The 15,362-nt window shown below is 34.1% G+C and carries 14 protein-coding genes; all 14 read left to right on the forward strand.

What is annotated here, in order from left to right:
- Position 1: 1 nt before the first annotated feature.
- The gene (locus AC1RP4_RS00495) at positions 2-760 is read left to right on the forward strand and encodes a DUF1129 family protein (protein ID WP_481761065.1); all 759 of its coding nucleotides are present in this window, start codon (positions 2-4) and stop codon (positions 758-760) included.
- Between the two features lie 163 nt (positions 761-923).
- The gene (gene guaB / locus AC1RP4_RS00500) at positions 924-2,411 is read left to right on the forward strand and encodes an IMP dehydrogenase (protein ID WP_481761064.1); all 1,488 of its coding nucleotides are present in this window, start codon (positions 924-926) and stop codon (positions 2,409-2,411) included.
- Between the two features lie 240 nt (positions 2,412-2,651).
- Positions 2,652-2,855 carry a hypothetical protein gene (locus tag AC1RP4_RS00505; protein ID WP_481761063.1) on the forward strand — a complete coding sequence of 68 codons (204 nt, stop codon included), beginning with the start codon at positions 2,652-2,654 and terminating at the stop codon, positions 2,853-2,855.
- A 141-nt stretch (positions 2,856-2,996) separates the two neighbouring features.
- Positions 2,997-3,683, forward strand: a complete 687-nt coding sequence (locus AC1RP4_RS00510; RefSeq protein WP_409021818.1) for a response regulator transcription factor — start codon at positions 2,997-2,999, stop codon at positions 3,681-3,683.
- Between the two features lie 13 nt (positions 3,684-3,696).
- On the forward strand, positions 3,697-4,860 hold the full coding sequence (locus AC1RP4_RS00515) for a sensor histidine kinase (protein ID WP_481761062.1): 1,164 nt from the start codon (positions 3,697-3,699) through the stop codon (positions 4,858-4,860).
- 53 nt (positions 4,861-4,913) lie between these two features.
- Positions 4,914-6,266 carry a serine hydrolase gene (locus AC1RP4_RS00520; protein ID WP_481761061.1) on the forward strand — a complete coding sequence of 451 codons (1,353 nt, stop codon included), beginning with the start codon at positions 4,914-4,916 and terminating at the stop codon, positions 6,264-6,266.
- 185 nt (positions 6,267-6,451) lie between these two features.
- Positions 6,452-9,310: a YhgE/Pip family protein gene (locus tag AC1RP4_RS00525; protein ID WP_481761060.1), complete on the forward strand. Its 2,859-nt coding sequence runs from the start codon at positions 6,452-6,454 to the stop codon at positions 9,308-9,310.
- Positions 9,311-9,484: 174 nt separating this feature from the next.
- Positions 9,485-9,721 (forward strand): hypothetical protein, encoded by a 237-nt coding sequence (locus AC1RP4_RS00530; protein ID WP_409021814.1) that lies wholly within the window; start codon positions 9,485-9,487, stop codon positions 9,719-9,721.
- A 74-nt stretch (positions 9,722-9,795) separates the two neighbouring features.
- Entirely contained in the window at positions 9,796-11,181 is a 1,386-nt protein-coding gene (locus AC1RP4_RS00535; RefSeq protein WP_481761059.1) for a TrkH family potassium uptake protein, read from the forward strand.
- A 96-nt stretch (positions 11,182-11,277) separates the two neighbouring features.
- Positions 11,278-12,057: an AzlC family ABC transporter permease gene (locus AC1RP4_RS00540; protein WP_481761058.1), complete on the forward strand. Its 780-nt coding sequence runs from the start codon at positions 11,278-11,280 to the stop codon at positions 12,055-12,057.
- A 2-nt stretch (positions 12,058-12,059) separates the two neighbouring features.
- A complete protein-coding gene (locus tag AC1RP4_RS00545) occupies positions 12,060-12,392 on the forward strand; it encodes an AzlD domain-containing protein (RefSeq protein ID WP_409021810.1) in 333 nt (110 codons plus the stop codon).
- Between the two features lie 121 nt (positions 12,393-12,513).
- The gene (locus AC1RP4_RS00550) at positions 12,514-13,461 is read left to right on the forward strand and encodes a hypothetical protein (RefSeq protein ID WP_481761057.1); all 948 of its coding nucleotides are present in this window, start codon (positions 12,514-12,516) and stop codon (positions 13,459-13,461) included.
- Positions 13,462-13,686: 225 nt separating this feature from the next.
- On the forward strand, positions 13,687-14,646 hold the full coding sequence (locus AC1RP4_RS00555) for an ABC transporter permease (protein ID WP_481761056.1): 960 nt from the start codon (positions 13,687-13,689) through the stop codon (positions 14,644-14,646).
- Entirely contained in the window at positions 14,647-15,312 is a 666-nt protein-coding gene (locus AC1RP4_RS00560) for an ABC transporter ATP-binding protein (protein ID WP_481761055.1), read from the forward strand.
- The last annotated feature ends 50 nt before the right edge of the window (positions 15,313-15,362 follow it).

Here is a 15,362-nt window from a genome sequence, read left to right on the forward strand (position 1 = left end):
CATGTCAGAAGAAAACAAAGTCGAAGAAACATCAGTTGAAGAGAGAAATGCGACAGCTGCAGCAAAACAAAAAGAACATTTAGAAAAAGAAACGAAGTTACAGGATAAAGGACCCTTTGCGGGATTAACGAAGCGTAATGAAGATTATGTTTACCGTTTAAATAGTATTTTGAAAGATTCAAAAATTAATGATGAAAAACGAAATACGGTCATTGGTGAAATTGTTGCAGAACTTCGCACCGAACAGCATAAAGGTGTAACAGCAACTAAACTATATGGTCCTGTTAGTACAAAAGCAACTGATATCATTATGGGCCCACAGAAAAAAGCTGCAGAACCAACAAGTAGTTTTTGGTTAACAGCTTTAGATAATGGGTTGATGATGTTATTAATTTTTGCTGGTATGTACGGTGTTATGGGATTAATGAGTAAAACAAGTACGCAAGCAGAAGCTTCTGGTGCTGGTGGATTATTAACACTACTAATCACATCAATTTTGGGTGGTATTGGAGCAGCGCTCTTCTACAAAAAATATGGCCCAAACGTCAAAAAAGAAGACAAACCAGCTTTCTGGGTTACATTACTAGTATTTGTAGCCTTTCTTGCAGTATGGATTCTTGCCTACATGTTAGTGGCATTGATTCCAGGACCACTTAATGCATTGTTGCCAGCCCCTGTTTATCTTGTAATTGCATTAATCGCATTTGCAGTTAGAATTTACGTTAAACGTCGCTATAATATCAACCGAACAATGTTTTAAATTGATTGATATCTTGAAAAGAGTTCAGGTAAAATTTTTGAACTCTTTTTTGTTACAGTTAAAAACGATTATAGGTTAATAAGAATCGGACGATAACCTTGACCAATGTTGAGTTTATCTGGTATGTTAGTAAACAAAATAAAAGTAGAAAGCTGGTTTTAAAATGTCAAATTGGGAAACGAAGTTCGTTAAAAAAGGATTTACTTTTGATGACGTGTTGTTAATACCTGCAGAAAGTCATGTATTACCGAACGAGGTTGATATCAGTGTACAATTAGCTAAGAATATCAAATTAAATGTCCCAATTTTAAGTGCTAGCATGGATACTGTTACAGATTCTAAAATGGCGATTGCTATGGCTCGCCAAGGTGGCTTAGGTGTTATTCATAAAAATATGAGTATCGAACAACAAGCTGAAGAAGTCAGAAAAGTAAAACGTTCTGAAAGTGGCGTTATTATTGATCCTTTCTATTTAACACCGCAACATTCTGTTGCAGATGCTGAACAATTGATGAAACGTTACCGTATTAGTGGTGTTCCAATCGTTGAAACATTAGAAAATCGCTTATTGATTGGTATCATTACGAATCGTGATCTACGTTTTGTTTCTGATATGTCAGTCCTAATTGATAGTGTTATGACTAAAGAAGGATTAGTAACAGCTGCGGAAGGTACTTCGCTTAAAGAAGCTGAAAAAATACTCCAAAAAAATAAAATTGAAAAATTACCAATCATTGATAAAAATGGTCGTTTAACTGGTTTAATAACAATTAAAGATATCGAAAAAGTTGTTGAATTTCCTAACGCAGCTAAAGATGAACATGGCCGCTTACTTGCTGCTGCCGCTGTTGGTGTTACAAGTGATACATTTGAACGTGCTACAGCTTTACTAGATGCTGGTGTTGATGCTTTAGTTATCGATACTGCTCATGGTCATTCAGCCGGTGTTATCCGTAAAATTACTGAAATCAGAGCACAATTCCCAGAAGCAACTTTAATCGCAGGTAATGTCGCAACTGGCGAAGCAACTCGTGCCCTTTATGATGCTGGCGTTGATGTTGTTAAAGTTGGAATAGGACCTGGATCAATCTGTACAACACGGATTGTTGCTGGTGTTGGTGTTCCGCAATTAACAGCTATTTATGACGCTGCTGAAGTAGCTCGTGAATATGGTAAAACAATCATCGCTGATGGGGGTATTAAATACTCTGGTGATATCGTTAAAGCCCTTGCTGCCGGTGGTAACGCTGTGATGTTAGGTAGTATGTTAGCTGGAACTGATGAAGCTCCTGGTGAATTTGAAATTTATGAAGGTCGTCGTTTCAAAGTTTACCGAGGTATGGGAAGTTTAGCAGCTATGGAACAATCAAATGGTTCTTCTGATCGTTACTTCCAAAGTGGCGTAAATGAAGCTAATAAGTTAGTGCCAGAAGGTATTGAAGGTCGTGTATCATACAAGGGTAGTTTAGCTGATATTGTTTTCCAAATGGTTGGAGGCTTACATTCAGGTATGGGTTACGTTGGTGCTGGAACATTGAAGGCATTACAAGATGACGCACAATTTGTTCAAATTTCAGGTGCTGGTTTAATTGAATCACATCCACATGATGTTCAAATTACCAAAGAAGCACCTAATTACTCAGTTAAATAATAATTAAAAAGGCGTGATTTCTTTCAGATGAAAGAAGTTACGTCTTTTTTAATGGAGAGTTTTAAATTATAAATAAGACTCTAATGATTAATCATGATTTGATGCAAAATCATTGTATACAGTAAAAGGAATACGACATTAGTTAGAAATATTAATTTACTTAAAAATAAGTATCAATTGTGGAAGTATTTAAATTTATAGACTACACTACGAGTATAAATATTATAGGGGGTTACGAATATGTTAATTATTGATTACGTTCATGGGGAACAGCTACAAGCAACTTATAAAACGGCAGCAGCTTTTGTTGCGATGATGCAATTGGAAGTACCTGAGTTTGAAGATTATTATAAAATTACTAAAGTAACGGAATCTGGTAAAGAGATTGAGTTATCAGATAAAACAATGGGCGGTTTATTTAACTACTTATTAGAACGTGGATAATAAAAAATGGAAAGCTTTCGTTTTTTACGAAAGCTTTTTTTGTACTACTTAGATTAAGTAGATTTAACCAATTCTTTAAAGTTATCGTGTGTGATATTTGATACAATATACTATAAGTAAAGAAAAGTCAGGAGATATCCAATGAAAATTTTAGTTGTAGATGATGAAAAAGAAATCGTTGATTTAATCTCTATTTATTTAAAAAATGAAGGTTACGAAGCAATTACTGCTCAAAATGGACTTGAAGCGATTGAAAAATTAGAAGAAATGCCAGAAATCGGTGTAATGATTCTCGACGTTATGATGCCTAAAATGAACGGAATGGATGTCATTAAAGAGGTTCGTAAAACTTCAGAAATTCCAATATTAATGGTTTCTGCTAAAACAGAAGATATGGACAAAATTCGTGGACTGATTACAGGTGCTGATGATTATGTTGTTAAGCCATTTAACCCATTAGAAATTATGGCACGTGTTAAATCATTACTCCGTCGTAGCCAAAACTCGAATCCGGCACCTGATGTTGCACTTGAAATAGGACCGCTAATTATTAAAAAAGATTCTCATGAAGTTCAAACAGTTGAAGGTAGTGATATTCAATTAACTGCTTTAGAATTCGGTATTTTATATTTATTAGCCTCACATCCAAATCATGTGTACTCTGCGGATGATATTTTTGAACAAGTTTGGCAACAAGAATCAATTATTTCTGCCAAAACAGTAATGGTCCATGTGAGCCATTTACGTGATAAAATTGAAGCAGCAACAAACGGTGATGATATTATCAAAACCGTCTGGGGCGTTGGATACAAGATAGAAATGCATTAGTGAGGGGTTATTTTTGAAATTAACTGGTAGAGAAAAAAGTGAATTAATCGCGGAAGGATTCATCACGATTATTCTATTAATTTTACTGAATTTATCAATTTTTATTCTATTAAATCAGACGATTGCTTCAAACCCAGGACTTGAGAATGGTATTTTTCAAATTAAGACGGCATTAACTTTTGGGCCGAATGATTTCAATGTCTGGAGTTGGGGGAATGTTTTTGTTGCGTTCATGCTTATTGTGGACGTTGTCGTGCTCTATTGGCGACTAATTCGACGTTATCATCAAATGCAGTTACGTCATGTTATTTCAGAATTGCATTATATTGCGGACGGTCATTACGATCATCAAATTCCTTTTAAACTACAAGGTGATATGGCGCGGGTCGTTTCAAGTATTAATGCTTTGGTTCAAAGTACGATTGAATCAATGGAAGAAGAACGTCGAATTGAGAATTCAAAGGATGAGCTGATTACCAATGTTAGTCACGATATTCGAACACCATTGACATCAATTATCGGTTACTTAGGTTTAATAGAAGATAATCAATATAATTCGCAAGAAGATTTACTATCTTACACACATACAGCATTTGTGAAATCAAAGCAGATGAAGGTTTTAGTAGAAGATTTATTTGAATACACAAAAGTGCGACAGACGTCGACGCCAATTAATGCGATTAATTTTGATATGAATCAAATGTTAGAACAATTGGCAGCTAGTTTTGAACTTGAAGCTAAAAATAAAGAAATGACAATTAGTAGCAATACGAACCCTAACCCGTTAATGATGGAAGCTGATACTGAAAAATTAGGCCGTGTTTTTAATAATTTAATATCAAATGCCTTAAAATATGGGGCAGGCGGTAAACATATTTATTTAGAAGCAGAAAAAATTGGTCAGGAAGTTATCGTAAAAGTAACTAATGATGGCCCTAAAATACCTGAACAATCACTTAATCAATTATTTGATCGGTTTTACCGAGTGGAAGAATCTCGTTCACAAAAAACGGGCGGAACTGGATTAGGGCTTGCCATTGCTCAAAGTATTGTCACGCTCCACGGTGGGTACATATATGTTGTCTCAAATGAAGAGCTAACTAGTTTTGTTATTCATTTACCATTGGGTAAGAATATAAAATTAACTAGAAAGCAAGAAGAACAGTTGCAAGAATAGCTATTATTGGGTATTCTTAAATGAATAAGAGAAGTTAAGAGGGTAAAGAGAAAATGATATTTTTAAAACGTACAAAGAAATTCGTAATTGGGCTTATTTCAGGGGCAGCACTATTTACTGGGGTTTCAGCAATGGGACTTCAAGATGAGGTTAAATCTGTATCAGCTGCAACAACCAGTTCAAGCGCTATTAATTTAACAGCTAAAGCTGCTTTAGCAATTGATGCAGATACTGGACAAGTAATCTATGAAAAAAATGCTGATGCTGTTTTACCAATTGCATCAATGACAAAATTAATTTCGATTGATGTTATTTTAGATCAAATTAAAAGTGGTAAATTAACTTGGGATCAAAAAGTTAAGATTGATAACGATTCTTATAAAATTAGCCAGGATACATCATTATCAAACGTTCCGTTGAGTAAAACGAAATCATACACAGTTAAACAACTGTATGATGCTAGTTTAATTTACTCAGCAAATGGGGCTATTATGGCACTTGCTCATGAAGTATCGGGATCGCAAAAAGATTTCGTAACATTAATGCGTGCAAAGGTTAAGTCATGGGGAATTACAGATGCTAAGATTGATAACGTTTCTGGTTTAACTAATAGCGATATCAGTAAAGCTGATCGATACCCCGGTTCAGCCGCATCAGATGAAAATGAATTAACTGCCAAAGATATGGGAATTGTTGCTAAAAACTTACTTAAAAAGTACCCAGAAGTATTAAAAACAACAAGTATCAAACGTAAATATTTCGATAAAGGAACATCTGACCAAACACTAATGGAAAACTGGAACTGGATGTTACCTGGTTTAGCTAAGGCATATACAGAATTACCTGTTGATGGATTGAAGACAGGTACTTCTGACAAAGCTGGTGAATGTTTTACAGGAACTGTAAAAAAAGATGGTCATCGAATTATTACGGTCGTTTTAGGATCATCACACAAGAGTGAAACGGATGTAAGTCGTTTTACAGATACACAAAAAATAATGTCATATGTATTTGACATGTTCAACGTGGAAACAATCAAGGCTGGTACAATATTTAAAAACGCCGATAGTTTACCTGTATTTCATGGTAAAGAATTAACAACTAAAGTTATGCTTAAATCTAATCAAAAAGTTTGGTTGAAAAAAGGCGAAACAGTTAAGTCGATTATTTCAGCTAAAGTATCAGAAAATACTGATTTAGTTAAGAAAACAGGATTAGAAGCCCCAATTAAGGCTAATAGTGATATTGGAACGCTTAAATTAACTGGTAAAGATAATGCGTTATCTTATGTTGATGGCAAAAAATCACTTTCTGTTACAGGAACGAATAAAGATGCCATTGAAAAAGCTAACATTTTTGTTATTATGTGGCGTGCAATTACTAACTTCTTTGGAAATTTATTTTAAATCAATAAAATCATCTCTGATTTCTAGGGTGATTTTTTTGTCTATATGGGCAATTTAGTCGTGTAAGATTAAAAAAACATTAAAAAGAAAATAAAAATTTGTTGTTCGTGGACATTTGATGTATATTATAACGTATCGATAAAATTTTATAGTAGAAATAATTAATTTAGGGGGCACCAATTTTAATGAAAATGATTAAGAATGAATTTAAATTTGTTGGAAAGAATAGAATACTTCTAGTTTCAACAATTGTTATGATGCTTATTCCGATTCTGTATGCTGCTTTCTTCTTGAAATCAGTTTGGGATCCATATGGCAAAACAAGTGATTTACCAGTAGCAGTCGTTAATAACGATGAATCTGTTAAATATAATGGAACGACATTGGATGTTGGTGATCAACTTGTAAAAGAGTTGAAGAATAATGACCAATTGAAGTGGACATTCGTTTCTGCAAAACAAGCAAAACAAGGAATGAAAGACAACAAGTACTATACAACAATTACGTTGCCTAAAAACTTCTCTTCAAATGCTGCAACTTTAATGGATACAAATCCTAAAAAGATGAAAATCACGTACGATACTAATGCATCTCGTAACTACATTGGTGAAGTTATCAGTGAAACAGCAGCAAAACAATTAAATAGCCAAATTCGTGAATCAGTCACGAAAGCATATGCAACAGCTATTTTCGGCCAAGTTAAAACAATCGGTAAAGGCTTTAAGACAGCTGCAAGTGGTTCTAAAACATTGTCTGATGGTACAGTAACATTGAATGATGGCTTAAATAGCTACATTACTGGTGTAGGAACTGTTAATAATGGTGTTCAAACACTTTCAACTAGTGTTGTTCCATTAAAAAATGGTGTTCAAAAATTAGCAACAGGCGCTGGTTCTTTAAGTGCTGGATTATCAAAACTTAATAATAGTACAGGTACATTAGCTTCAGGTGTATCGAAACTAGATACTGGCTCAACAACATTAGCAAGTGGTGTAAAAGGTTATACTAATGGAGTTACTGAATTAAATAGTGGTTTGAGTCAATTAAGTTCAAATTCTCAAGCATTAAATGATGGAATAATTACCTTAAGAGGTGGTATTACAACAGTTCAAGCGGGTAACCAATCGTTAACTAAAAGCTTGAAGGAGTCTGCTGCAACTTTAGATACACAATTAAATAGTCCAGATTCACAAGCTGAAATGGCAAAATTAATGGCTGGATTTACAGCATTAGATTCAGGAATTTCTAAGTTGAATTCTGAATTAAATGGCACAAATGCGCCTAATATTGATGCTAAAAAATTAACAGCCGATTTAACTCAAATTGGAGCTAATACTAAACTTGTTGCCGCTAAAGCAACAGATGCTGGTTCACAATTGAGTGAATTAAATAATAGTCTTTATAGTACAACTAACGCATCCAGTGTTGCTGCACAACTTAAGGATGCGCAAAGTAATATGGGTGCTTTAGTTACCTTTGTAAAATCACCTGATTTTGCAGCTTTAGAGAAATCTAATCCAACGTTAGCAAAAAGTATTGCTGCTTCTGTTAATGGATTAGGAAGTAATCTTCAAACTGCTGGCACAAGTTTAGCAGCATCAGGTAATAATACAACAAAAATTAAAACAGATTTATCTGATATGACAACACCGTTGACTGATAACGGTGACAAATTAAAATCGATTCAAAAAGAATTAGCAGCTATTCAAGAATTACTACCTAAATTACAAGCATTAAAGGCGGGTGTTGCCGAGTTATCTGCTCAAGAACCACAAGTAACAGCAGGTGCTAAGAAAGCCATTGATAAACTAATGGCTGGATTAAATACTGTTAAAACTGGTTTAACGCAGACAGGTTCTGGCACAAAGGAAAGTCCTTATGGTGCTATCCAAGCAACAGACTTACTAAATGCTGGATTAGGTCAAATTATGGCTGGGTTAAATGGTACAGATAAAACTCCTGGCTTAATTCCAAGTGTACAAAAATACACTGCAGGTGTATTAAGTGCTAATAATGGTTCTAAAACATTAATTGGAAACAACAGTGCCTTAGTATCAGGCTCGAGTCAATTAAGTACTGGATTATCAACATTGAATGGATCAGTACCAACATTGACATCAGGAGTTAGTCAATTAGCTACTGGCTCAGGTACATTATCAAATGGTTTAGTAAGCTTGAATGAACAAGTACCAACACTTGTTGCTGGAGTTGATAAATTAGCTGCAGGGACTCAAAAATTAGATGATAACTCAGCTAAATTAGGTGATGGTTCTAAATCACTTAAAAAAGGGTCAAAAACATTAGCTACTGCTCTTAAAACAGGATCAGATACAGTTAATGGAATTAAAGCAACTAACAAGACAGCTAATATGTTTGCAGCACCTTCAGAATTGGAACATAAGAATTACAGTTATGTTCCTAACTATGGACATGCTTTAGCACCATATGTTCTTTCACTTGCATTATACGTTGGGGCAATCGTCTTTAACTTTGCATTCCCAATCCGTAAAATTTCAACTGAAGGTCAATCAGCAACAGCTTGGTTCTGGAGTAAAGTTGCTATTGGAACTGTCGTTGCCCTTGGTATGGCACTTGTTGAAGTTACAGGGATGCTTATGTTTGGATTACAAGCAGACCATATTGCTGAAACTTACTTAATTGCAACAGTATTCTCGTTAACATCGATGTATCTTGTTATGGCACTTGCTATGGCATTTGATAATCCTGGTCGATTCGTGGCCATGGTTCTCTTGATGTTACAATTAGGTGGCGCTGGTGGTACGTTCCCAATGGAAGTTACGAATAGCTTTTTTAATGCCATCCATCCATTCTTACCAATGACATACTCAACCTTAGGGTTCCGTGAGTCATTAACTTCTGGAATGGTTAGTGGACAAATTGGCATGAGCGTATTTGTTCTTGCAATCTTCGCTATCGTTTCATTAGTTCTATTATGGGTTGCTATGCAAATTCTTCAAAGAGTTGGACTTGCTGGTAAATCACAATTAGATGATAATCAAAAATTACAAGATTTAGAAAAATAGATTATTAAATAGAGTTACGCAAAATTAATTTTGCGGGCTCTATTTTTTTGATTGAATATATTTAGAATGGGTTAATTAAATTGAGGTTCTTAATCTTAGTCCTAATGGTCGTAATAATAACTAAAAAGCGGTATACTGTTACTATTAATATTTAAAACAATAGGAGGCCAAATTATGTTAAGTCATTTTGATGAAAAAAATGTTGAAGTTAACGAAAAAGGAATTCCATTTCCAGCTGATACACGTGTTAGTTTTGAAACAAATAACGAGTTCTTTACTGGTGTCGTTGAAAAACAACTAAAAAATTCGGCTATTATTAAATTCGATAAGGAATTTATTAAGAATGAAACAGCTGAAGAATTAAAACATAAAATTGTTGTTAGTTATGCAGGATTAGAATTAATTAAATAATCAGGATTAGAGATTAGCGTGCGTACTTAGCGCTAATCTCTTTTTTTAAATTAAACTAAAAGGGGGAAGTCAGAATGAATAGGTGGATCCAGAAATATCTAGATAAAGCTAGTTTGTTGGCCTCTCCCGTACAAATTGTTGTCTTTTACTATTTAGCATTGATTGTAGTAACAAGTATTTTATTATGCCTTCCGTTCTTCAAACAACCTGGTGCTAGTGTGCCATTTATTGATACAATATTCATGGCAGTCTCAACGGTTAGTGTTACAGGATTAACCACATTTCCGTTAGAGCAAGTCTATAACAATAACGGTATCATCTTACTAGAAATGCTTTTTCAAATAGGTGGTTTTGGTATAACAATGCTCTCAACGTTTATTATGGTAATTGCTGGTCGACGCATTGGGTTGCAACAACGCAGGCTAATTCAAACTGATATGAATCAACCGCATTTAAGTGGAAATGTTCGTTTAGTTTATTCAATTTTCGGCATTATGCTAGGGATTCAAGCTTTTTTTGGTGTGATATTTTCAATTTATTTATATGTACGTGATGGCTTTGAACATCTAGCTGCGTCAATTTTTGATGGCTTTTATATTGCAATATCTGCGTTAACAAATGCGGGATTTGACGTTACTGGGAAATCTATTATCCCTTATTCGAAAGATTACGTCTTTTTATTTTTAATTATGATTTTAATTTTTATAGGTGGTTTAGGATTTCCCGTTATTATTGAAATTTTAGCGTGGATCAAGGTTACGTGGTTCAAACCAGGACATAAAAAATTTAGATTTTCATTATTTACAAAATTAGCAGGTAGTTTTGCGATTGGATTTTTCTTTATTGGAACAATATTAATTTTCTTATCTGAACATAATGGTTATTTTGCACATAAGGATTTCGTTGAGAGAGTTATGACAGCTATGTTTTATAGTATTACAACGCGTAATGCCGGACTACAAATTAATCAAATTAGTGATTTTAATACGACAACCTTATTGATTTTTTCTATGTTAATGTTTATTGGTGCTAGTCCAAGTTCAGTTGGTGGTGGTGTTCGAACAACAACAATTGGGATTTTAGGATTATATTTGTTATCGTTTATTCGTGGACATAAGAATGTGAATATTTTTAATAGAAGGATTCATGAAAATGATATTCAAAAATCAGTAGTAGTTGTTAACCTATCGATATTTATGTGTTTAATCGCGGTCTTTATTTTAAGTATTACGGAGAATCATTCGTTGATTTCGCTGATTGTAGAAGTAACTTCTGCTTTTGGAACGACGGGATTATCAACGGGAATTACCAGTTCATTAAGCATTATCGGTAAAATGGTCATTATTATTTTGATGTTTGTTGGACGCGTAGGGATGTTATACATGTTAATATTCTTTGTTTCGAAAAAAGAACGGGATGAAAAGTATCGTTTTCCATCAGAACAGATCATTATTGGATAACTTTTTGATTAGAGTTACTAAATAATGAGTATTAAGAAACAGATGTATGCTATAATTTATATCGTTAAACCAACTTTATATTATTGGAGGACTATCGTGAAAGAAACAGAGAAACGCTGGCTCACAGTTCTTAAAATTGCGATGCCGCTTTGCCTGAGTTACGTCCCAATTGGACTCGCATGTGGTATTTTGTTGCATGCAGCAGGCTTCAATACGATATTAGCAGGATTAGTTTCCATACTTGTCTTTTCAGGTGGTGCACAGTTTTTAATTGCATCAATGTTGACGATTCAGTCGCCAATTCTTTCAATTGTTACTATGCTATTTTTCTTAGAATTACGGTATGCGTTATTAGGTGCTAGTTTGTCACAGTACATTCGAGGAACTAGTCGTAAGTTTTTATACATATTTGCGGCATCACTAAACGATGAAAATTACGCAGTAAACTATTTAAAATTTGCAACAGATAAAGAATGGAAACCAAAAGATGCCTTGATGGTTGAACATTATTCATTATTATTTTGGACGATGAGTAATATTGCAGGTAGTTTAATTGGTGCTGGGTTAAAAATTAATTTAAGCATTGTTGAATTTGCATTAACTTCATTATTTATTTACATGATAGTCATGCAACTTAAAAATTATCTCACAATTATTATTAGTATTCTTTCAGGTATTTTAGCAATTATTTTCATGTCATTGTTCCAAAGTACGATGGGATTAGTTGTAGCAACTTTACTAGCTTCCTTTGTTGGATTTATTATTGAACATGAAATTGTTAGAAAAGGTAAACGAAATAAATTATTAAATACGATTAAACCAAAAGCAAGTCGACATACAATAAGTAGAAAGTCTAAAGTTTCTGAGGAAAGTTAACTATGGAAATGACAACAATGGATCATTTTTTATTAATTATTTTATCTGCAATTGTTGCATATTTACCGCGATTTATTCCATTACGAATTTTTTCATCTCGAGAAATCCCAGAATGGTTTAATGAATGGATGAAGTATGTACCCGTTGCGTTATTTTCAGCATTAGTTTTTAAAGACCTTTTTATTGATTCAAGTTTTCAATTTGTGGGCGTAGATAACGTCACAAAATTAATAGCGGCTGTGGTTGTATTCGCAATCGCATATCGTACGAGATCAATGGGATTATCTGTTGTACTTGGACTTTGCGCTATTATGCTGTTGTCACTTATATTATAAATTAAGTAAATAAGAATTTAGTTTCTCTCAGGGACTAAATTCTTATTTTGAATAACGGTTGAAGGATGTTCCATGATATAATAACAGCGATATAAATATAGGGATAAGAGGTGTGGTTAAAATGAAAAAATGGGTATGGGGATTAGTTGCAGTTGTTATAGTAGGTATGTTTGGTGGCTACGGTTTAACGAAACATGCAGAAGCAAATAAAAATTATAATACAGCCATGAAGAACGGTAAAACTGCGATTCAAGATGCAGAATATACTGAGGCAGAAAATTATTTTGATGTCGCTTTAAAAAAGAAATCAAATGATGCGACTGCACAAGCTTACAAGACACAGGTGACACATTACAAGGCAGTAATTAACAAAACTGAAGATCGTCAGTATAGTAAAGCAAAGGATGCAATTAGCATCGTGCTAGCGGATCATGATGGATCAGCAGTCATTAAAAAACGAGCAACAAATTTGAAAAAAGAATTAACAACGGTTCTTGAAAAACGTGCGCTATTCATAAAAACATATAATGAAGCAATGAATTTAAATACAGAATATAGCTACACAGCATCAAACGATAAATTAACTGAAATCTTAAAAGATAGTAGTATTGATAAAAATTATTACTCAGATTTAAAGAAAAAAGCAACAGACTTACAACAAAAAAATGATAAGAATTTGGCAACGATTGGCTACCCAACAAGTAGTTCTTCAAGCAGTTCTTCAAGTAGTTCGAAAAGTTCAACACCATCATCTAAAAGTAGTGGTTATGGGTCGGAGTATAGTATACCAGAAATAAAAAACAATTCGTCAGCTACGTTGACGTCAGAAGAACAAGCCGCTGCATCATCGTATTCAGGTTCGAATGAATATACAACAAGTTCATCTAACATAGTAGATGGTAACGGTAAAGCAATTACAGCATCACGTATTAAGGCAGCACGAGACTCAATTAAATTTGCTGGTGTTAACCCTAACTCATTTAGTGATTCAGATGTTGTAAAAATTATTAAACAGGCTGTTAAAGAAACAACAAGTGTTAAAGCTATTGCAGCGCGAGATTACAAATAAATTAGTATTTTAAGAGTGTGATTCTAAATTTTAGGATTATGCTTTTTTCTTAACCTCCACTGAAAACGTTTACTTTTAATTTGGTGCAAAGTTATTATATAGTAGAAATAAGGGGGAATATGACATGTACTTAGCTGTTAAAGAGATTAAATATAATAAACTTCGGTATGGTCTGATTATTTTCACCATCTTTTTAGTTTCATATCTCATTTTTTTTTAACGGGATTGGCTTTTGGGCTTGCGAACAATAATCGGTCTTCAATTGATAATTGGGATGCGGATAACATTGTTATCAGTCAGTATGCGAATAATAATTTGGCATCTTCCGAGATACAAAAAGACTCACTTCCTAAGATTTCAGGGTCAAAATCAGACTACGCTTATTTAGGTCAAATGATGGGCGTTGCTAGTCGGAAAAACGAACCAAAAGCTAATATTAGTGTTTTTGGAGTTCAATTTAATCAATTTTTGAAGCCTAAATTAGTTCAAGGCAGAATGCCGCAGAAAGTTAACGAAGTAGTTGTTGATAATGGATTAGATGCCACTAAATTAGGCCAAAAAATAAAAATTAATAATGCGAAACAAGAATATAAAGTAGTGGGGATAACGACGGGTAATAAATACACAACAGCACCAGTTGTCTATTTACAATTAGCTGACTATCAAACGTTACGTTATGGCCCGGACAATCCGACTGAAAAAATTAATGCAGTTGTTTTAAAAAATTCAGCTAAAATTAAAAAAGATCAACAATTAGCGACATTAACAATGGACAAGGTGATTAACAACATACCGGGATATGGTCCAGAAGTGAAGACCTTTACGTTAATGATTGGCGCCTTATTTGTCATTATTGCGTTTATCGTAGGTATCTTTATGTATATTTTAACCATTGAAAAAACAGCCGTTTATGGCGTGTTACGTGCACAAGGAGTTTCTAGTGGGACTTTGGTTAAAAGCTTAATTTGGGAGTCGTCATTACTAGGTTTACTAGGAATTGGATTGGGTATTATTGCAGATGTGGCAACAGCGCTATCGTTACCAGCTGCCGTCCCATTTTTAAATAATGTCTTCTTAGTCGTAGGATTTTCGGTTATCTTATTATTGATGATCATTCTAGGATCACTATTCTCCATTTTTAAAATATTACGTGTTGATCCACTTGATGCAATTGGAGGTGTCTAAATGAGTTTAATGCAATTATCTGATGTTTCTAAAACATTTGGAAAAGGTGATAATAAAAAGTTGGCTCTTGATAATATTGATTTAGTTGTTGAGAAAGGGACGTTTATTGGCTTGACAGGTCCATCAGGATCTGGAAAAACAACGTTGCTGACCATTATGGGTGGATTACAAGGATTAACCGATGGAACAATTTATTTTAAAGATCAAGAGATCGGACAATTAAGCGAAAAAGAGCGAACTAGGTTACGATTTAATGAATTTGGGTTTATTTTACAAGGGTCTAATTTAGTCCCATTTTTAACCGTTTTAGAACAATTTGAATTAGTCAATAAAATGAAAACTAAAAAAGAAAGTCGTAATCCCGAAATGATGTTACGTGACTTAGGTGTATGGGACCAAAGAAATCAATATCCTGCTAGTCTTTCAGGTGGTCAAAGACAACGCGTTGCAATCGCTAGAGCATTATTTGGGCAACCGGAGCTCATCTTTGCTGATGAGCCAACGGCAAGCTTAGATAGCAAAAGAGCGAAGCAAGTTGCAGCCCAGCTAGCCGATATTACTAAAAAGACGGGACAAACGATTATTATGGTTTCACATGATGAAGATGTCTTGGCATATACAGACCAAACATTTTTTATGCGAGATGGACAGCTCACAAAAGAATGATTTTTAATGATAACGAAAAGAGAACCGCAATTGCGGTTCTCTTTTCGTTT

It is taken from the genome of Dellaglioa sp. CoH-56-MRSF-10 (assembly GCF_056782175.1).

Excerpts from the sequence above, each read along its gene's own strand:
- AC1RP4_RS00525 (WP_481761060.1), top strand. The coding sequence starts at position 6,452 with ATGAAAATGATTAAGAATGAATTTAAATTTGTTGGAAAGAATAGAATA.
- AC1RP4_RS00510 (WP_409021818.1), top strand. The coding sequence starts at position 2,997 with ATGAAAATTTTAGTTGTAGATGATGAAAAAGAAATCGTTGATTTAATC.
- AC1RP4_RS00505 (WP_481761063.1), top strand. The coding sequence starts at position 2,652 with ATGTTAATTATTGATTACGTTCATGGGGAACAGCTACAAGCAACTTAT.
- AC1RP4_RS00535 (WP_481761059.1), top strand. The coding sequence starts at position 9,796 with ATGAATAGGTGGATCCAGAAATATCTAGATAAAGCTAGTTTGTTGGCC.
- AC1RP4_RS00550 (WP_481761057.1), top strand. The coding sequence starts at position 12,514 with ATGAAAAAATGGGTATGGGGATTAGTTGCAGTTGTTATAGTAGGTATG.
- AC1RP4_RS00530 (WP_409021814.1), top strand. The coding sequence starts at position 9,485 with ATGTTAAGTCATTTTGATGAAAAAAATGTTGAAGTTAACGAAAAAGGA.
- AC1RP4_RS00520 (WP_481761061.1), top strand. The coding sequence starts at position 4,914 with ATGATATTTTTAAAACGTACAAAGAAATTCGTAATTGGGCTTATTTCA.
- guaB (WP_481761064.1), top strand. The coding sequence starts at position 924 with ATGTCAAATTGGGAAACGAAGTTCGTTAAAAAAGGATTTACTTTTGAT.
- AC1RP4_RS00545 (WP_409021810.1), top strand. The coding sequence starts at position 12,060 with ATGGAAATGACAACAATGGATCATTTTTTATTAATTATTTTATCTGCA.
- AC1RP4_RS00560 (WP_481761055.1), top strand. The coding sequence starts at position 14,647 with ATGAGTTTAATGCAATTATCTGATGTTTCTAAAACATTTGGAAAAGGT.
- AC1RP4_RS00495 (WP_481761065.1), top strand. The coding sequence starts at position 2 with ATGTCAGAAGAAAACAAAGTCGAAGAAACATCAGTTGAAGAGAGAAAT.